Annotated in this window: 14 protein-coding genes, 1 tRNA gene and 3 rRNA genes; 15 read left to right on the forward strand and 3 right to left on the reverse strand. The window is 34.2% G+C overall.

The window, feature by feature from the left end; translation table 11 throughout:
• Positions 1–493: 493 nt before the first annotated feature.
• From QU666_RS01835 to QU666_RS01845, 3 genes are all read right to left on the reverse strand, one after another.
• Complete coding sequence (locus tag QU666_RS01835; protein WP_021768478.1) at positions 494–1,447, reverse strand: hypothetical protein; 954 nt, start codon at positions 1,445–1,447, stop codon at positions 494–496.
• Positions 1,448–1,485: 38 nt separating this feature from the next.
• Entirely contained in the window at positions 1,486–2,517 is a 1,032-nt protein-coding gene (locus QU666_RS01840; protein ID WP_021768479.1) for a rod shape-determining protein, read from the reverse strand.
• A 95-nt stretch (positions 2,518–2,612) separates the two neighbouring features.
• Complete coding sequence (locus tag QU666_RS01845; RefSeq protein WP_021768480.1) at positions 2,613–3,503, reverse strand: alpha/beta fold hydrolase; 891 nt, start codon at positions 3,501–3,503, stop codon at positions 2,613–2,615.
• 333 nt (positions 3,504–3,836) lie between these two features.
• On the opposite strand from QU666_RS01845, the gene recG reads away from it, so the two are divergent.
• The 15 genes from recG (at position 3,837) to yqeK (ending at position 19,623) form a co-directional block, all read left to right on the forward strand.
• Complete coding sequence (gene recG / locus QU666_RS01850) at positions 3,837–5,906, forward strand: ATP-dependent DNA helicase RecG (RefSeq protein WP_084410111.1); 2,070 nt, start codon at positions 3,837–3,839, stop codon at positions 5,904–5,906.
• Positions 5,907–6,014: 108 nt separating this feature from the next.
• A complete protein-coding gene (locus tag QU666_RS01855; protein WP_036070013.1) occupies positions 6,015–6,899 on the forward strand; it encodes a DMT family transporter in 885 nt (294 codons plus the stop codon).
• Between the two features lie 100 nt (positions 6,900–6,999).
• Positions 7,000–7,515 (forward strand): peptide deformylase, encoded by a 516-nt coding sequence (def, locus tag QU666_RS01860; protein WP_036070014.1) that lies wholly within the window; start codon positions 7,000–7,002, stop codon positions 7,513–7,515.
• A 25-nt stretch (positions 7,516–7,540) separates the two neighbouring features.
• Positions 7,541–8,500, forward strand: coding sequence for a methionyl-tRNA formyltransferase (gene fmt / locus QU666_RS01865; RefSeq protein ID WP_021768484.1), 960 nt, complete (start codon positions 7,541–7,543; stop codon positions 8,498–8,500).
• 46 nt (positions 8,501–8,546) lie between these two features.
• Entirely contained in the window at positions 8,547–9,203 is a 657-nt protein-coding gene (locus tag QU666_RS01870; RefSeq protein WP_036070016.1) for a redox-sensing transcriptional repressor Rex, read from the forward strand.
• Between the two features lie 11 nt (positions 9,204–9,214).
• Positions 9,215–10,105 (forward strand): bifunctional methylenetetrahydrofolate dehydrogenase/methenyltetrahydrofolate cyclohydrolase FolD, encoded by an 891-nt coding sequence (gene folD / locus QU666_RS01875; protein WP_021768486.1) that lies wholly within the window; start codon positions 9,215–9,217, stop codon positions 10,103–10,105.
• Positions 10,106–10,145: 40 nt separating this feature from the next.
• Entirely contained in the window at positions 10,146–10,619 is a 474-nt protein-coding gene (accB, locus tag QU666_RS01880) for an acetyl-CoA carboxylase biotin carboxyl carrier protein (protein WP_021768487.1), read from the forward strand.
• Between the two features lie 93 nt (positions 10,620–10,712).
• Positions 10,713–11,963: a hemolysin family protein gene (locus QU666_RS01885; RefSeq protein WP_304984855.1), complete on the forward strand. Its 1,251-nt coding sequence runs from the start codon at positions 10,713–10,715 to the stop codon at positions 11,961–11,963.
• 9 nt (positions 11,964–11,972) lie between these two features.
• A complete protein-coding gene (locus QU666_RS01890) occupies positions 11,973–12,425 on the forward strand; it encodes an NUDIX hydrolase (protein WP_021768489.1) in 453 nt (150 codons plus the stop codon).
• Positions 12,426–12,601: 176 nt separating this feature from the next.
• Positions 12,602–13,132 (forward strand): adenine phosphoribosyltransferase, encoded by a 531-nt coding sequence (locus QU666_RS01895; RefSeq protein WP_036070020.1) that lies wholly within the window; start codon positions 12,602–12,604, stop codon positions 13,130–13,132.
• Positions 13,133–13,813: 681 nt separating this feature from the next.
• Positions 13,814–15,325, forward strand: a 16S ribosomal RNA gene (locus tag QU666_RS01900).
• 115 nt (positions 15,326–15,440) lie between these two features.
• A 23S ribosomal RNA gene (locus tag QU666_RS01905) occupies positions 15,441–18,346 on the forward strand.
• Positions 18,347–18,407: 61 nt separating this feature from the next.
• Positions 18,408–18,520, forward strand: a 5S ribosomal RNA gene (gene rrf / locus QU666_RS01910).
• Together the 16S, 23S and 5S rRNA genes with 1 tRNA gene alongside form the textbook arrangement of a ribosomal RNA operon.
• A 15-nt stretch (positions 18,521–18,535) precedes the next feature.
• Positions 18,536–18,612 (forward strand) — tRNA-Asn (locus tag QU666_RS01915).
• A gap of 432 nt (positions 18,613–19,044) precedes the next feature.
• Complete coding sequence (yqeK, locus tag QU666_RS01920) at positions 19,045–19,623, forward strand: bis(5'-nucleosyl)-tetraphosphatase (symmetrical) YqeK (protein ID WP_232218447.1); 579 nt, start codon at positions 19,045–19,047, stop codon at positions 19,621–19,623.
• Positions 19,624–19,729 lie beyond the last annotated feature (106 nt).

Raw genomic sequence — 19,729 nt, forward strand, 5'->3', positions numbered from 1 at the left:
AAACTCGCTAACACTCGCTTTCGCAAATAAATATTAGAACAACTCTATAAAATATATTTGCTATAAAGGTTTTGACGAAAGAAACACATAAATGTGTTTAGTCGTTTTCATTCCAAAAAAATCACGACATTCTATATTAAATTATAAAGATTATTATATTTAAATTCTAGGCTTTTGCATTTGGAAAATATTAAATAAGCAAAATTTCTTTATTAAGAAAGTTTTGCGTTAAGCGGGGGTTGTAAGGGCATGGCGTCTGATGCCCTTACGTTAAAAAAATTGAATAAAAAAATATAAAAAACTATTATAAATCATAATACTTATAAATAAAATTATAAAAGTCTTTAAGTTGGATACTTAATGATAAAATTTAATTAAAGGATATTTTAATATTTACATAGATTGTATAATAGCATATGTAAAAAATGATTTTAATTTCATGAATTTTTGATTTTTGCTCTTTAAATGCGAAATAGTGTTAATTTCTTCTTTTTCAAGAATTTTGTAAAATATCAAAAAAGTTAAAAATAACACTTTTTACATTTACATTGCTTCTAATACTGTTTTTCAAATTTATCAATTTTTTCAAATCTTCTGCTTCGACAGAATGTTTTACAGTTATAATAATTTTTGAAAGGAAATTTATCAGAAATTCCTTTTCCTTTTTTAGTTCACTTTCGATTTCGTTTATAAAAAAATATACATTTTTGATATCCCAGAAACGTATTCGCTGTGATAACAATTCAATACTTTTATTATATTTTATCGTCAAATATAGATTATTTTTTATAGCCAGTTCTCCAGTTGTGTAATTTTTCATTTCAAAAATAATTTGTAAAATATCTTCCACTGTATTAATTTTAAATTGAATATCCTCAAGTGAGAGATTTTGCCTTTTAAATTCTAAAATATCGTTTTCATTTCCATCAAAGAAATAGTAGATTTCCTTGCTGATTCCCAGTTCCTCGTTGTTCATTCCAGATAGATAAAATTTGATTGTACGGGATTTTATTGTGGAAATGATATTTAATGTTCTTGATAATAAAATAAAATATACATTTTGTGGGGGCTCTTCTAAAATTTTTAAAAGTGCGTTTGAAGATTCTTTTCGTAAGTTTTCGATTCCACATAGAATAAATATTTTTTTTGGCGAGTTAAATGAAGATTCTATTGACGAATAGATGATTTCCCGCACTTCGTCAATTTTTATGTTTTCATTATTTTTATTTATTATTTCAATATCAGGATGCTGGAAATTATTAATAAGCCGTTCTATTTTGTCTTTTTCAGCGTCATTCTGTACATTCTTTGTCATAACCATTTTTGAAAACATTAGTGCATAAGAAAGCAAGTCAACTCTTTTATCACTGTAAAAGAGGTAACTTGCACTTATTTTATCTTGATTTATTTCGTTCTTAAATTTTTCTGTTATTTCCTGTAATTTCATTTTTTCTCATTTTCTCTTTTTTTAATCAACAACAAATATTAATTTTCTTTCATTTGAAGAGTTCTTAATAATTTTTTGTTATCAAATGCGGCTCCTCCACCTAAAACTACTGAGTCCAATGGGTTTGGAGATAAGAACACTTTGATTCCAACTTCTTTTTCCATCATGTCAACAAAGTTTTGGATCAATGAACCTCCACCAGTCATTACAATTCCATTATCTAAAATGTCGGCTGCTAATTCAGGTGGGCATTTTTCAAGAACTTCTTTTGTAGAGTTTACAATTTGGAATAAAGAATCTTCAATTGCTTCGTAAATTTCATTTGCATTAATTTCTACTGTGTTAGGAATACCAGATTCCAAGTCTCTACCTTTTATTTCCATAACTTCAGGCGACTGTAGCTTTATTGCTGTTGCCATTTCTTTTTTAATTTTTTCAGCAGTTCTGTCTCCAATTAACAAGTTGTATTTTCTTTTTACATATTTTACGATATCTTCATCAAATTTATTTCCAGCAATTCTGATTGATTTACTTGCAATAATTTCATCAAGAGAAAGAATTGCAATGTCAGTAGAACCTCCACCTATATCAATTACCATACTTCCTTCAGGTTGTGAAATATTTACGCCTGAACCGATAATAGCGGCTCTTCCTTCTTCAATAATATATGTCTTTTTAGCACCTTTTACTGCATCAAACAATGCTTTTCTTTCCACACTTGTTACTTCAATTGGTACACAGATCATAACTTCTGGTTTGAATAATGAATTTCCATAAATTTTGTGGATGAAGTATGTAATCATTTCCTTTGTTGAATCGATGTCGGCAATAACTCCATCTTGTAAAGGTTTGATAGCTTGAATGCTGTCAGGAGTTTTTCCTAACATTTCTCTAGCTTCTCTTCCAACTGCAATTAATTTTCCAGTTTTTCTATCTCTTGCAACCACAGATGGCTCGTTTAAGACTATTTTTTTTCTTTGTTTATCATAAATCAATATGTTTGCAGTTCCCAAATCTATTGAGATACTTTTATTTACTCTAAATATTTTTACAAAATCAAATGCTCCCATTTTTCCTCCTATTAAAATTAACTTTCTTAATTATATCATACTTTTTGATAAAAATTTATTATTTTTTGTAAATTTTTTAAATTTTTTGGTATAAATTAAAAATCTTTTGCATTTAGCCACTTTAAAATTTCATCATAAATTTCGTGCTTATTTGTTTCATTAAGCGATTCATGTCGCCCGTTTTTGTTTTCAAGAATATTTATTCTTCTTTTTTTCTTTCTTAATGTATTAAAAATTTTACTAATATATGGAATATCAACTACTCTGTCCTCAGTTCCATAAATGGCGAGTATTTTTGCATGATTATCTAATTTTTTGTAATTTCTGTTGATAAATCCCATCATAGAAAAAATTCCAGAAAAAAACTTTGGTGTGACAGGATAACCACAAAGTTCGTCATCTTCATATTTTTTATTTTCAGTTTCATCTCTTGTTAACCAGTCAAATTTAGTTGTATTTGGCTCAAATGCTGAATTCCATTTTTCAAAAATTTTGTTAAATGCAGAAATTTTTCTAAAAATAATTCTTTCCAAAAGAGTGGCAAGGTTTCCACCAACGGCTGATAATTGATTTTTTAAAGGGAAAGCTGATAAAATGAAGTATTTGTATTTATTTTTTATTCCCCACTGCATTCCAATAAGGGTACCCATGCTATGTCCCAAAATTGTTGTATTACTTGGAGTTGCTCCAACTTTGCTTAAAATCTTTTCAAAAAAGTTATCAATATCTTTAAAGACAGCTTTTATTCCGTTTTTTCCAAAATCTCCAATTTCATCCTCTTTCAATTCACCATGTCCTCGAATTTCCATAACAAACACATTGTATCCATTTGAAGCTAAAAATTCCCCAAATTCAGTATATCTATCGACAGGCTCCATCATTCCGTGAAATATCACAACATTGTTTTTATATTTTTCTCTTTTTGATTCAAAAAATAAATAAGGAATTTTTTTATTATCAAAACTTTCAAAATACTGTTTTTCCATTATTTTCCTTTCTCAAAAAATATTATAAAATCTCGATTTTTTATTAATGTTAAATAAACATACACATCCATTATAATATAATATTATTTTTTTTGCAATTACAAATTTTTTTGAAAGAAGTGAAGAAATAACAACATATCTAATTTGAATTTTTTATTTATTTTTCAAAATATGGAAAATTTCCATAAATTGTGGTATTATTAGTAATGATATAGAAGAAACAGTAATAAAAAACACAAACATTGAAAAATATTATTAAAATTCAAACATAAAAATTATTTTATTTATTAATTGTTTTTTGTTTGGAGACGTTAAAATAAGGCGGAAATGGCTATGAAAACATATAACTTGCTTTATGAAAATTTAGAAAATTTGAAAATAAAAGGAGTTACAAAAACAAATATTCTAAAATTCAGAAAATTGGGAGTTTTTACACTTTATGATTTGCTTTATTTTTTCCCGAGAGCTTATGAAAACAGGAGTAATCATAAGAAAATAGGAGAAATTTTGGCAGATGAATTTGTGATTTTGCAAGGAACAGTTGTGAATGTGGCTAATCAGTATATAAAAGCTGGAAGAACTATGTTTAGGGCAGTTTTGAGTGATGATAGCGGAATGGTTGAGCTTGTGTGGTTTAATAACAGGTTTGTGAAAAACGGGATTCATATTGGCGATGAGATTACAGTTTATGGGAAAGTGAGAAAGACTGTAAAATTTCAGCTTGTGAATCCTGAGTATAAAAAAATCAAGCAGGCTAGTTTTGATATGCAGAAACAAAAACAGATATTACCCATTTATCCGTCTACAGAATCGCTTAGACAGCAGGCAATCAGAAAAGTTATGGAAAATGCCCTAATGGATTACGGATATTTGTTGCAGGAAAATTTACCAAAGGAATTTTTGCAGAAGGAGAAACTGCTTGGAAGAAAAGAGGCAGTTTTAAATATTCATTTTCCAGAAAATGAGGAAAAGCAGAGCAAAGCACGAAAAAGATTTATGCTGGAGGAAATTTTGCTTCTGGAAATGGGGATTTTGCAAAATCGTTTTAGTGTTGACAAGGCAAATAAGAATCTTTACAAACTTGAGGACAATAAAAGTCTTGTGAGCAAATTTATAAAGGGTTTGGATTATGATTTGACAAAAGCACAGAAGCGTGTAATAAAGGAGATTTATTCTGAATTAAAGGCTGGAAAGATTGTAAATAGGCTGATTCAGGGGGACGTTGGTTCTGGAAAGACTATAGTTTCGTTCATAATGCTTCTTTATATGGTTGAAAATAATTATCAAGGCGTAATTATGGCACCGACAGAAATTCTTGCCACACAGCATTATCTGGGAATTGTAGATGAATTTATGAATCTTGACATACGAGTGGAACTTTTGACTGGAAGTGTGAAGGGAAAGAAAAAGGAAAAATTACTGAACGAGATAAAAGAAGGACTTGTTGACATAGTAATCGGAACACATTCTCTAATTGAGGACAATGTGATTTTCAAAAATCTTGGGCTGATTGTAATTGATGAACAGCACAGGTTTGGGGTAACACAGCGAAAACTTTTACGTGATAAGGGAAATCTTGCCAATTTAATTGTTATGAGTGCCACTCCGATTCCACGTTCGCTTGCACTTACAATTTATGGAGATTTGGACGTGTCAATTATTGATGAGTTGCCTGCTGGAAGAAGTCCGATTAAGACAAAATGGATACAAAATGAAATTGACAGACAAAAAATGTATAACTTTATGGAAAAGAAAATGAAAGATGGACGGCAAGTGTACATAGTGTCGCCATTAATTGAGGAAAGTGAGAGCCTGAATGTAAAATCAGCACAGGAAACATACGAAGAATACATTTCAATTTTTCCAAATAGAAAAATCGGACTTATGCACGGACGGCAAACTTACAAGGAAAAGCAGACAGTTATGGAACAGTTTAAAAATCACGAACTTGATATTCTTGTTTCCACAACAGTAATCGAAGTTGGAGTAAACGTTCCAAATGCCTCAATTATGGTAATCCGTGATGCTCAAAGATTTGGACTTTCTTCACTTCATCAGCTACGTGGAAGAGTTGGCCGTGGAAAATACCAGTCCTACTGCTTTTTAGAATCCGAAACAACAAATGAAATTTCAGTAAAAAGACTGGAAGTTATGGAAGAAACAACAGATGGATTTAAAATTGCAGAAGAAGATTTAAAGTTACGTAATTCAGGAGAAATTTTAGGAACAAGGCAAAGTGGAGTATCTGATATGCTTTTTACGGACATTGTAAAAAATGTGAAGGAAATCAAATTTGTACGTGATTTTGTAATGGAATATTTGAAAAAGAATGATGGGAAAATAGAAAATGAATTTTTGAAAATGGATATTTATAAGAAGTTTTTTAGCGATGAAACAAAGTAATAAAATGAATTGTAAAATTATTTTTAAACAGTGTTTAATATAAGTTAGATTTATTTAATATTACTAATTTATTTTTGGAAAAATTTCAAAATGATAAGGAGAAGTTTTGTGAAACAGTATTTAGCAGATTTTGGACTGCTTTTTGTGGGAATATTTTGGGGACTTGGATTTGTGTTTGTGAAGATTGGGCTGAATACAGGAATTGATCCGTTCTATTTGTCAGCAGTTAGATTTCTTGTTGGAGGGATTATTCTTTACGGAATTTTTTTTAGGAAAGTTGGTAGATTTACGAAAAAGGATATTTTGGCTGGAGTAATTGTTGGAATTTTTCAGTTTTTTGGATATGCCTTTCAAACTTATGGGGCAATGCTCACGACTGCTAGTAAAAATGCCTTCTTTACATCAATTAACGTTATAATTGTGCCTTATATTTTTTGGTTTTTGCACAAAAAGCGCCCTGATATTTTTGCATTTTTGGCTTCGGTTATTTGTGTAATGGGAGTTGCTGTGATAAGTTTTGACAGGAAGATGAATCTTGCAAATCTTAATTTTGGTGATATTTTGACAATTATAAGTGCGATATTTTTTGCAGGGCAAATTGCTACGAATGGATATTTCAGCAAAAAAGTTGAACCTTTAAAACTTGTCATTATGCAGATGTTTGTAGCGGGAATATTGTTTGTGATAAATATTTTTATCTTTTCAGATACGAGCAAAATTCAAAAGCCTGCTGGAATGATGTTAATTGCAATAATTTATTTAACAATCTTCTCAACAGCCATACCAACAGTATTACAGACATTCTGCCAAAAATATACAACTTCAACAAGAGCTTCGATACTAATGTCAACAGAATCGCTTTTTGCTCCACTTTTTGCATTTTTTATACTAAGTGAAAGATTATCACTAAGAGTGGCAGTTGGGGCTGGACTGGTGCTTTTTGCAGTGCTTGTGTCGGAAACAAAATTGGGATTTAAGAAAATTGAGGAATAATAAATAAAAAATTAATTGATGTTTTGTATTAAAATTTATCAAATAATATGATAAAATAAAATGTACAATAATGAGTTTAATAAGGAGAGAAAAAATAAAAATGAAAATAGTTTTATACGGACACCCAACTTTACGTGAAAAATCAGAAAAAGTTGACGTAGTTGATGATAATATAAGAGAAATTTTAGATGAAATGGTTGCTCTTATGAGAAAAGCCAATGGAGTGGGACTTGCTGCAAATCAGGTGGATATTGCCAAAAGATTTTTTGTGCTGGAACACGAAGGAGTTGTAAAAAAAGTTATTAATCCAGAAATTTTGGAGTTTTCTGAAGAAATTGCAGATATGGAGGAAGGATGCTTGAGCATTCCTGGAGTTTTTAAGAAAGTAAACCGTCCTGCAAAAATTAAAGTGAAATATTTGAATGAAAATGGGAAAGAAGTCATTGAAGAACTCGATGAAATGTGGGCTAGGGCATTTCAGCACGAATTTGATCACATAGAAGGAATCCTGTTTACAGATAAACTTTCGGTTATGAATAAAAGATTAGTTGCTAAAAAATTAGATGTTCTAAAGAAAGATTTTGCAAAAGGCAGAATTTACAGAGACTTGGACTAATAAAGTCAGGAAAGTGAGAAATTAAATGAAGACAATATTTATGGGAACGCCAGAATTTGCAACACCAAGTCTGGAAGTTGTATTTAAAAATACGGATTTACAGCTTATTTTTACAAAAGAGGATAAAATAAATGCCAGAGGAAATAAAATTATATTTTCTCCCGTAAAGCAGTTTGGAATTGACAATGATGTTGAAATTATTCAGCCAAAAAAAATGAAGGATGAAGAGGTTATAAACAAAATTAAGGAAATAAATCCTGATTTAATCGTGGTTGTGGCTTATGGGAAAATTTTGCCAAAAGAAATAATTGATATTCCAAAATACGGGATAATAAATGTGCATTCTTCACTTTTACCGAAATATAGAGGAGCTTCGCCTATTCATTCTGCTATTTTAAACGGAGATACAGAAACAGGTGTAAGCATAATGTATATTGAGGAAGGGCTAGATTCTGGAGATGTGATTTTAAAGGAATATTGTGAAATTACAGAAGATGATACGCTTGGGACTCTGCATGATAAATTGAAGGATTTGGGAGCAGCTGGACTTGAAAAAGCATTGAAACTGATTGAAAATGGAGAAGTTCAGGCAGAAAAGCAGGATGATAGCAAAGCCACTTTAGTAAAGCCAATTACAAAGGAGCAGGCAAAAATCGACTGGAATAACACAAAAGAAGTTATTTACAATCAGATTCGAGGATTAAACCCATTTCCATCGGCACATACTTCCAACGAAAAAGGTGAAAACATAAAAATTTACAAAAGTGAAAAAATTGAAAAAAAATATGAAGATGAAATAGAAAATGGTACAATTGTTGAAATTATCAATAAAAAAGGGCCTGTTGTAAAAGTTGCAAATGGGGGAATATTGATTTTGGAGGCAAAATTTGAAGGGAAAAAACTTCAAAAGGGAGTAGATATTATTAATGGACGTAAAATGGTAATTGGAGAAAAATTATTGTATAGCAATTCTAGTTCAAAATAAGAATAGAAGGCTAGGCTATAATTTTCTAATTTTCATAGGAGGAAATATGAAGTTAAAAAAAATGGAAATTTCTGAAAGAGTTGTACAAAGATTGACAGAATATTTATCTATTCTAAAAGAAGCTAGAAAACAGGATAATGAAATAAATTCAATCGAGCTTGCTAAAATTATGAACACCACTTCTGCTCAGGTACGTAAGGATTTATCTACATTTGGCGAGTTTGGTGTCCGAGGAAAAGGCTATGATATTGATAATTTGATAGAAATTATTACAAAAATTCTAGGAATTGATAAAATTAATCATGTTATAATTGTAGGACATGGTAAAATGGGAGAAATGATTTCCTCAAATCTTGATGTTCTAGGTGAAGGATTTAAAATTGTTGGAATATTTGATAAGGATAAGAATAAAATTGGAAAAACGACTGCTAATAATTTAATCGTTCAGGATATACAAAATGTTGATGAATTTATAAAAAATATGAAAAAAGAGTTTAATATAAAGATAGACACAGCTATTTTGGCAGTTGTAAAGGAGCAGGCACAAATCTCGGCGGAAGGGCTTGTAAAAAATGGAATTTGTGCGATACTTAATATGACTACTTACAAATTGGAACTAAATGAGAAAGTGAGAGTTGTAGATATGGATATTTCTGCAAAATTACAGGAATTAAATTTTTGGAGACTAAATAATACAAATTAAAAAATAGAAAAATGAAAGGAGATACTGCTAGAACTGACTTAGTGGTAAAAGCTATGACTATAATTGACGGAAAGGCACTTTCAGAAAAGGTTTTGAAAGAAATTGAAAAGGAGCATAGTGAGCTGGAAAAAAAAGTTGGAAGAAAAGCTGGACTTGCAGTAATTATAGTAGGAGAAAATCCCGCTTCGCAAATTTATGTAAGAAATAAAATAAGAGCATGTGAAAAAGTAGGATTTCATTCTGAAACAATTAGGCTTGATGAAAATATTACAGAAGAAAATTTACTTTTGGAAATTGAAAAATTGAATAATAATAGCAATATAGATGGAATTTTGGTACAATTACCGATTCCAAAACATATTGACGGATTGAAAATTATAAATGCAATTTCAGCCGAAAAGGATGTGGATGGGTTTCACACAACAAATATTGGAAAAATGATGATTGGAGATGAAACAGGATTTTTACCTTGCACACCAGCTGGAGTAGTTCACATGTTTGAGGAATACAACATTGATCTGGAAGGAAAAGATGTCCTTGTAATTGGACAAAGCAATATCGTAGGAAAACCAATGACACTTTTACTTATAAAAAAACGTGCAACAGTTCAGGTATGTAATTCAAAAACAAAAAATCTGTCTGAAAAGTTACAAAAAGCTGATGTAGTTGTAGCAGCTGCAGGTTCTCCAAAATTGATAAAGGCAATAGATGTAAAAGAAGATGTTGTTGTAATCGATGTTGGAATAAATCGTGTGGATGGAAAATTGTGTGGGGATGTGGACTTTGAGGAAGTTTCTAAAAAAGCCTCATTTATAACCCCAGTTCCTGGCGGTGTTGGTCCAATGACAATAGCAATGTTAATAAAAAATACATTCAAATCTTATAAACAAAAAAATAGATAAATAATAAAATTATTAAATAAAAAGAAAGAGAGAAAAACTAATGAGAGATAAAATTAAATTTATTGAAAAATTAGCTGAAAGTATGAATGAAAATAAAATTGAGTCAGTAAAGTACGAGGATAACAATTTTGAAGTTTCATTAACAAAAAAAAGAAAAGAAAGAAATGTTATTTTTAGCAGTACAATGGCCCAACCTGTAGCGGCAAATGTTCAACAAGAAGCAGAAACGCAGGAAGTAGCTGTATCAGTTGAAACAGTAGCCACTCCTGAAGAAATTTCAGGAACAAAAATTACTTCCCCAATGGTTGGAACTTTTTATGCCTCACCATCTCCAACGGCTGGTCCATTCGTAAAGGAAGGAGATTCTGTAACAGAAGGACAAACACTTTGTATTGTTGAAGCAATGAAACTTATGAATGAAGTAAAATCAACAGTTTCAGGAAAAGTGAAAAAAATATTGGTAAAAGATAAAGATGGTATAAAAAAAGGACAAACATTGATGATTATTGAATAAAATTAAATATTTAAGTTTAAATTTATAAATTTGAAAAATAAAGAAGGGATAAATTTGGAAGAGAAGAGGATTTTGTTAGATGTTATTCTATTATTGGTTTTGTTGTTTCTTACATCGTTTCTATCTGCGGCTGAATCAGCATTATCATCGTTAAAGCAAATTCATTTGAAAAGTGATTCAAAGGAAAAGGAGAAAACGAAAGAAAGTGAATTATTAAAATTTTGGCTTGAAAATCCAAATGAATTACTTACGACATTGTTATTTATAAAAACAATCACATATTCATCTATGGTTTTTTCAGGAACTTATTTAATAAAAAAACTATATAAAGACAATCTTTATATCGGAATTTCGTTTTTTGTGTTAATTATTTCTATTCTTTTATTTTCTGAAATGATTCCAAGATTAATAGCCAGAAATAATATTTACGGTGTTTCCAAAACTTTAATAATTCCATTAAATGCATTGCGAATTGCACTAAAACCATTAATAAGGCTATTTATATATATTTCAAGGTTTATTGTCGGATTATTTAAGATAAAAGTAAAAGATCAAATGTTTGAAATAACAGAAGATGAAATTTTGACATTTTTAAAGGCCGGGACAGAAAGCGGTGTGTTTGAAGAAGGCGAAGAGGAGATGATTACCAGTATTTTTGAATTTTCTGAAACAACAGTCAAAGAAATACTTACACCTCGAAGAGATGTGTTTGCACTTGAAGCAGAAAGCAAGATTGACGATATATGGAATGAAATTCTGGATCAAGGTTTCACACGTATTCCTATTTACACTGAAACAATTGATAAAATTGTAGGAACAGTTCATATGAAAGATTTACTACGTTATGATAAGCAAACTGGAGAAAACCCTCCAATAAAGGATTTCATGAAAGAAGCCTACTTTGTTCCGATTACAAAATCGTTGATTGAGCTGCTAGAAGAATTTAAGTTAAAGCAGCTTCATATGGCAATAGTTATTGACGAATATGGTGGAACACAGGGAATTGTAACGATTGAAGACTTGCTGGAGGAAATTGTGGGAGAAATAAGAGATGAATTTGATCAGGAAGAAGAAAATATTCAGCAAATTCGTGAAAAAATATTTGATATAAAAGGAGATACACCTATTGAAGAAGTAAACGATAAATTGGAAATAGAAATTCCCTTGTCTGAGGAATATGATACTATTTCAGGATATATCCAAGATAAATTAGGGAAAGTTGCCGATGTTTTTGATCAGGTAAAGGATAAAAATTTTATATTAAAAGTTACAGATATGGATAATAAGCGTGTCGAAAGAGTAAGGGCGATTATTATTGAGCAGGAAGAAGAAAAAGAAAAATAAGGAGAGAAAATGGAAGAAATCAGACCACGAATACGTGTGGCAGGCATTCTCATAGAAGATAATAAAATTCTATTAATTCAGCATTATAAAAATAATAAAAAATATTGGCTTATTCCTGGTGGAGGAAACGACTGGGGTGAAACTGCAAAAGAAGCTTTAATACGAGAATACAAGGAAGAAACAAATATGGACATAGAAGTCGATGAATTTTTATTTCTTTCAGAAACAATATTTCCTAATAAAGAACGCCACATTTTAAATTTATTTTTTAAAATACACCGAATTAACAAGAATAATGATGTTATTAAATTAGGGGAAGAAGCTATTCTCACAGATTTAAAATTTGTAACAAAAGAGGAGTTACAAACGATGATAATTTATCCAGACATTAAAGAAAATTTGTTAAAATTAATGAACGCCCAAAAAATAGAAACTTATTTAGGAAGTTTATGGAATGACTAAAGATTGTAAATATTAGTTAGTTTATTACAAAAAAAGCTTAATCAAACATTTAAATCCTAAAAATTAGGATAACGTGGAGCGATTGAATTTTAAACAGGTAAAATGTGATAATATTTTTAGATTTGTCTAATAATAAATATATCGCTATTAATTTTAGAAAAGAGGAAAAAGAGAAAATGAAAATAGAAGAAAAAGAAAAAATAGAAAAATTAATCCGTTCAGTAAAGGATTTTCCTGAAAAAGGAGTAATTTTTAGAGATATTACAACAGCATTAAAAGATAAAGAAGGATTAGAAATTGTTATAAAAGATTTCACAGACAGATATAAAGATAAAGGAATAGACTATGTGGTAGGAGCTGACGCAAGAGGCTTTATTTTCGGAGCTGCAATAGCTTATAATATTGGAGCAGGTTTTGTTCCTGCAAGAAAACCTGGAAAATTACCAGCAGAAGTGGAAAGTGTAGAATATTCATTAGAATACGGAAAAAATAGCATTGAAATTCACAAGGATGCCTTTGGAAAAGGTTCAAAAATATTAATAGTGGATGATTTGCTAGCTACAGGAGGAACAGCCAAAGCTATGGCTCAGCTGGTAGAAAAACTAGAAGCAGAAGTATATGAATTAGCTTTTATGATAGAATTGTCTGATTTAGGAGGTAGAGATTTTCTTAAAGGTTATGAAGTTTACTCGCAATTAAAATATTAATTTATAAAAGGAATTATTTTCAAGTTATATTAATTGGAAAAATTCCTTTTTATTGTGCACTTAATTTTGAAGCAAAGAAAATTAAAAAATATTAAAATAAAAGATACAATGCATAATTCCAATTTTAAAATCTATTTACTATATATCTAAAAAGCTTATTTAACAACTATCAAAATAATAAAATTTTAACAATTCATTGAAAATAAAAACTATTATGCATTTTTAATTAATAAAAAAATATACTCAAATCTATTTTAAATTAAACTACTAAAAATTATATAAATTTAAAGAATGAGCAAAATAATTATAACTTTTTAGTGTAAAATTAGAGAAGTTTTACTATATAGATAATAATAGAAATTTTAAGTTTTCAGATTTTTCTAATAAAATATTTCACAGAATACAAATCAAAATTGAATTTTAAAGCACTTTCTAAGAAATAAAAAATAGACTACGAATAAAAATATTCAAAAACACAAATTTTTTGAAAAAAAGTAGTTGACAAATAAATTCAGTTATGATAATATATATCTTGTCGATACGAAATCGTGTCGCAGGACAATTGAGATAAGAATAGAAGAAGCAATAATGTGTAAAAGATAAATAATAGTCAAGAGCTCTTGTTGTAAAACAAGATTCTCGTCAAGATAAAGGTGAAATTTAAATATATGTAAAATATATTGAATGAAGAGTTTGATCCTGGCTCAGGATGAACGCTGACAGAATGCTTAACACATGCAAGTCTTTGGCAAATCTGTGCTTGCACAGCCTAGCCAAGGCGGACGGGTGAGTAACGCGTAAAGAACTTGCCCTGCAGACAGGGATAACAGACGGAAACGACTGATAACACCTGATACAATTGCCGGCACGCATGTGCCTGGCAATGAAAAGAGATGCTGCAGGAGAGCTTTGCGTCCTATTAGCTTGTTGGTGAGGTAACGGCTCACCAAGGCGATGATAGGTAGCCGGCCTGAGAGGGTGAACGGCCACAAGGGGACTGAGATACGGCCCTTACTCCTACGGGAGGCAGCAGTGGGGAATATTGGACAATGGGGGCAACCCTGATCCAGCAATTCTGTGTGCACGAAGAAGGTTTTCGGATTGTAAAGTGCTTTCAGCAGGGAAGAAGAAAGTGACGGTACCTGCAGAAGAAGCGACGGCTAAATACGTGCCAGCAGCCGCGGTAATACGTATGTCGCAAGCGTTATCCGGAATTATTGGGCATAAAGGGCATCTAGGCGGCCAGACAAGTCTGGGGTGAAAACTTGCGGCTCAACCGCAAGCCTGCCCTGGAAACTGTTTGGCTAGAGTGCTGGAGAGGTGGACGGAACTGCACGAGTAGAGGTGAAATTCGTAGATATGTGCAGGAATGCCGATGATGAAGATAGTTCACTGGACGGCAACTGACGCTGAAGTGCGAAAGCTAGGGGAGCGAACAGGATTAGATACCCTGGTAGTCCTAGCTGTAAACGATGATTACTGGGTGTGGGCATGAAGAGTGTCCGTGCCGAAGCAAATGCGATAAGTAATCCGCCTGGGGAGTACGGCCGCAAGGCTGAAACTCAAAGGAATTGACGGGGACCCGCACAAGCGGTGGAGCATGTGGTTTAATTCGACGCAACGCGAGGAACCTTACCAGATCTTGACATCCTACGAATGCCTGTGAGAACAGGCAGTGCCTTCGGGAACGTAGAGACAGGTGGTGCATGGCTGTCGACAGCTCGTGTCGTGAGATGTTGGGTTAAGTCCCGCAACGAGCGCAACCCCTATCGTTAGTTACCATCATTAAGTTGGGGACTCTAGCGAGACTGCCTGCGAAGAGCAGGAGGAAGGTGGGGATGACGTCAAGTCATCATGCCCCTTATGATCTGGGCTACACACGTGCTACAATGGCCGGTACAGAGAGCTGCAAAGCGGCAACGCCAAGCGAATCTTTAAAGCCGGTCCAAGTTCGGATTGAAGTCTGCAACTCGACTTCATGAAGCTGGAATCGCTAGTAATCGCAGATCAGCAATGCTGCGGTGAATACGTTCTCGGGTCTTGTACACACCGCCCGTCACACCACGAGAGTTGTTTGCACCTGAAGCTGCCGGTCTAACCGTAAGGAGGAAGGCATCTAAGGTGTGGATAGTGATTGGGGTGAAGTCGTAACAAGGTATCCGTACCGGAAGGTGCGGATGGATCACCTCCTTTCTAAGGAGTTAATTCATTACACTGCTTCTTCGTATATCTTTATAGTCTTTAGGACAATGGGAAATGAATAGTAGGTAAAAGATTACAATGAAACTAGAGTAAAAGTTATTCTGGATAAAAAGCTAATAAGGGCACACGGAGGATGCCTAGGCAACAACAGCCGATGAAGGACGTGATAAGCTGCGATAAGCTGGGAGAAGATGCACATAATCGTTAATCCCCAGATTTCCGAATGGGAAAACCTGCATGTCTGGAGGACATGCGTGAAAACGGTAAGCCCGTGAACTGAAACATCTAAGTAACGGGAGGAAAAGAAAGTAAAAACGATTCCCTAAGTAGCGGCGAGCGAACGGGGAAAAGCCTAAACCGTGCCAGTGCCAAGCGGACAGCATTGCTGGCACGGGGTTGTGGGACTTCCATTAACGGATTGTCATAATGTTTAAACTGTATGTATGTAAGTAGAATCAGCTGGGAAGCTGAACCAAAGAAGGTGATAGTCCTGTAGAACATAAAATACATATAGTGACTGGAAGCACCCGAGTAGCGTCAGGCACGAGGAATCTGGCGTGAATCAGCGTGGACCATATCACGCAAGGCTAAATACTGTTGTTGACCGATAGTGAAGAGTACCGTGAGGGAAAGGTGAAAAGAACCCTGAGCAAGGGAGTGAAATAGAATTTGAAACCGTGTGCTTACAAACGGTAGGAGCACTTTATGTGTGACTGCGTGGATTTTGGTTAATCATCCTGCGAGTTATGATTAGTGGCAAGGTTAATAAAGTGGAGCCGAAGGGAAACCGAGTCTTAATAGGGCGTTAAGTCGCTAGTCATAGACGCGAAACCTAGTGATCTAGGCCTGTCCAGGCTGAAGCTGAGGTAAGACTCAGTGGAGGGCCGAACTCACCGCCGTTGAAAAGTTGGGAGATGAGGCAGGTCTAGGGGTGAAAAGCCAATCGAACTAGGAGATAGCTCGTTCTCTCCGAAATGCATTTAGGTGCAGCCTTGACGTTAAGATATGTGGGGGTAGAGCTCTGTATGGTCTAGGGGGCGTACTGCTTACCGAAATCAAGCAAACTTCGAATACCATATATTAATAGTCAGGAGTGAGTCCGCGGATGACAAGGTCCGCGGACGAGAGGGGAACAGCCCAGACCGCCAGCTAAGGTCCCTAATTATGTCTAAGTGGGAAAGGAGGTGGATATTCACAGACAACCAGGAGGTTGGCTTAGAAGCAGCCATACCTTAAAAGAGTGCGTAATAGCTCACTGGTCGAGAGTATCTGCGCCGAAGATGTAACGGGGCTAAGACATAAACCGAAGCTGCGGAGGCGTGTTTACACGCCTGGTAGGAGAGCGTTCTGTAGGCCGTTGAAGGAATGCCGTAAGGCCATTCTGGAGGTATCAGAAGTGAGAATGCAGGAATGAGTAGCGAGAAGGCGGGCGAGAATCCCGCCGGCCGGAAGTCCAAGGTTTCCAGGGGAAGGTTTGTCCGCCCTGGGGAAGTCGGGACCTAAGCATAAGCAAAATTGTGATGGCGAATGGAAAACAGGTTAATATTCCTGTACCACTATTATCGCTTGAGAGACGGAGTGACGCAGGAAGGTATGTGAGAAGACTGACGGAATAGTCTTTCTAAGGGCGTAGCATGGACACGCAGGAAAATCCGCGTGTCTAAATGTGAGACCTGATGGGGAAGTGCATTAGCATAAGTCACAGATCCTACACTGCCGAGAAAAACTTCTATCGATGAGAAATAGTGCCCGTACTGTAAACCGACACAGGTGGACAGAGTGAGAAACTTAAGGCCGACAGGATAACTCTAGCTAAGGAACTCTGCAAAATAGCCCCGTAACTTCGGGAGAAGGGGTGCCTGATATACTTGAGAGGAGAAACACCTCAAGGGGAAACAGGCCGCAGTGAAGAGTCCCAAGCAACTGTTTACCAAAAACACAGGTCTATGCTAAGCTGAAAGGCGACGTATATGGGCTGACACCTGCCCAGTGCCGGAAGGTTAAGAGGAGGATTGAGAGATTCGAATTGAAGCCCCGGTGAACGGCGGCCGTAACTATAACGGTCCTAAGGTAGCGAAATTCCTTGTCGGGTAAGTTCCGACCTGCACGAATGGTGAAATGATTTGGGAGCTGTCTTGGCTGGAGACCTGGTGAAGTTGTAATGTCGGTGAAGATACCGACTACCTGCAGTAGGACGGAAAGACCCCGTGGAGCTTTACTGTAGTTTGGCATTGGGTTTTGGCTGTGTGTGTATAGGATAGTTGGGAGACTGTGAAGTTAAGGCGTCAGTTTTAACAGAGTCGTCGTTGGAATACCAACCATATGCCGTTGAAATTCTAATCTGGTAACGGAGACAGTGCTAGATGGGCAGTTTGACTGGGGCGGTCGCCTCCCAAAGAGTAACGGAGGCGTTCAAAGGTTCCCTCAGGCTGGATGGAAATCAGCCTAAGAGTGCAAACGCATAAGGGAGCTTGACTGCAAGACTGACGGGTCGAGCAGGTACGAAAGTAGGAGTTAGTGATCCGGCGGTTCCGTATGGAAGGACCGTCGCTCAACGGATAAAAGCTACCCCGGGGATAACAGGCTGATACTTCCCAAGAGTCCATATCGACGGAAGTGTTTGGCACCTCGATGTCGGCTCGTCTCATCCTGGGGCTGGAGAAGGTCCCAAGGGTTGGGCTGTTCGCCCATTAAAGAGGCACGCGAGCTGGGTTCAGAACGTCGTGAGACAGTTCGGTCCCTATCCACTGCAGGCGCTTGAATACTGAAAAGATCTGACCTTAGTACGAGAGGACCGGGTTGGACAGACCTCTGATGTACCAGTTGTCACGCCAGTGGCATGGCTGGGTAGTCACGTCTGGAACGGATAATCGCTGAAAGCATCTAAGCGAGAAACCGACTTTGAGATGAGTATTCGCAGTATCCATGGAGAACACATGGTTGATAGGCCAGAGGTGTAAGTGCAGCAATGCATTCAGCTGACTGGTACTAATATTACATCTGCTTTTTAATTAATCTTTTACTACTACTATTTATTTCTCATTGTCTTAACTTGACAATTTAGTTTTTAAAGTTTGGTGATGTTAGCAGCAGGGATACACCCGGTTACATTTCGAACCCGGCAGTTAAGTCTGTTTACGCCTACGATACTTGGATTCGTCCCGGGAAAATAGGTAGTTGCCAAACTTTTTTCTTTTGTGTGTCTCCGTAGCTCAGCCGGTTAGAGCATCTGACTGTTAATCAGAGGGTCGTTGGTTCGAGTCCAACCGGGGACGCCATTTTTTTTTGTTAAAAATATTCAAAAAGTAGATAAATTTTAAAGTAAAAAGAAATAGAGAATGTGCAATATATTAATAAATGGTTTTGTAAAGATGAAGATAATATAGCATTATGAAAAATATAGATGACTTGGACAGGATACTTTCTGAAAAAAGTATTTTGTCTTTTTTTGTAAAAATATTTTGAAACTTTCTTAAATTTACTAATATTTTCATAATTTCAGTTAAAAGTTTTTATTGTAGTAGCATATATAAATACTATGCATAAAAGTTATACATTTATTATATTGATAAGATTTAATATTAAAAGGTTATTTTAATTCTTCGTATTTTATTCTAATATATTAGATTTGTTGTTTTTTTCTTTGTCGTGTAGTATAATAGTAATAATGAGAATATTTAGTGAAAATTATTTTAAGTGAGGCGAGAAGAATGATAGATATAAATAAAATTAGAAAAAATGTAAAAAAATATTTGGATGAAAAAAGATACAATCATGTGGAAAGAGTTGTAAAATGTGCTGTAGAGCTTGCAGAGATTTATAATGTTGATGTGGAAAAAGTTGCGGCTTCGGCTTGGCTTCATGATGTGGCAAAATTTTTTGACTTGTCAGTTATGATTGACTTAACGAAGGGGAAATATCCTGAAGTAGATGACAAGATGTCGAAATCTACCGCTGTGCTTCATGGATTTGCAGGAGCTGAGTTTGTACGGCAAAATTATGAATTGTTTGGAATTGATGATGAGGAAATTTTGGATGGGATAAAATATCATACGATTGGGAAAGAAAATATGAGTATTCTTGCTAAGATTGTTTATCTTTCAGATGCGATTGAGGAAGGGAGAAGCTGGGAAGGTGTGGAAACAGCTAGAGAACTTGCAAAAACTGATTTAGATAAAGCAATAAAATTTGAAATTGAGGAAAAATTAAAATATTTACTTTCAAAGGATTCGATTATTCATCCCAATATTATAAAATTTAGAAATTCAATAATAGCCAACCAGGCATAAAATTTAAAAAATAGATCTAATCTAAAAAAATGCTTTAAAATATATCTGAAAACTCATTACTTTGACAGGTTTTAGGCATATTTTACTAGAATTTTATAATTTAGAT

Source organism: Leptotrichia sp. HMT-225, from assembly GCF_030644325.1.
Classification (GTDB): Bacteria; Fusobacteriota; Fusobacteriia; order Fusobacteriales; family Leptotrichiaceae; genus Leptotrichia; species Leptotrichia massiliensis.

Bases quoted from the DNA above. Each gene is read 5' to 3' on its own strand.
- QU666_RS01835 (WP_021768478.1), bottom strand. From the start codon at position 1,447: ATGAAATTACAGGAAATAACAGAAAAATTTAAGAACGAAATAAATCAA.
- QU666_RS01840 (WP_021768479.1), bottom strand. From the start codon at position 2,517: ATGGGAGCATTTGATTTTGTAAAAATATTTAGAGTAAATAAAAGTATC.
- QU666_RS01845 (WP_021768480.1), bottom strand. From the start codon at position 3,503: ATGGAAAAACAGTATTTTGAAAGTTTTGATAATAAAAAAATTCCTTAT.
- recG (WP_084410111.1), top strand. From the start codon at position 3,837: ATGAAAACATATAACTTGCTTTATGAAAATTTAGAAAATTTGAAAATA.
- def (WP_036070014.1), top strand. From the start codon at position 7,000: ATGAAAATAGTTTTATACGGACACCCAACTTTACGTGAAAAATCAGAA.
- fmt (WP_021768484.1), top strand. From the start codon at position 7,541: ATGAAGACAATATTTATGGGAACGCCAGAATTTGCAACACCAAGTCTG.
- QU666_RS01870 (WP_036070016.1), top strand. From the start codon at position 8,547: ATGAAGTTAAAAAAAATGGAAATTTCTGAAAGAGTTGTACAAAGATTG.
- folD (WP_021768486.1), top strand. From the start codon at position 9,215: ATGAAAGGAGATACTGCTAGAACTGACTTAGTGGTAAAAGCTATGACT.
- accB (WP_021768487.1), top strand. From the start codon at position 10,146: ATGAGAGATAAAATTAAATTTATTGAAAAATTAGCTGAAAGTATGAAT.
- QU666_RS01890 (WP_021768489.1), top strand. From the start codon at position 11,973: ATGGAAGAAATCAGACCACGAATACGTGTGGCAGGCATTCTCATAGAA.
- QU666_RS01895 (WP_036070020.1), top strand. From the start codon at position 12,602: ATGAAAATAGAAGAAAAAGAAAAAATAGAAAAATTAATCCGTTCAGTA.
- yqeK (WP_232218447.1), top strand. From the start codon at position 19,045: ATGATAGATATAAATAAAATTAGAAAAAATGTAAAAAAATATTTGGAT.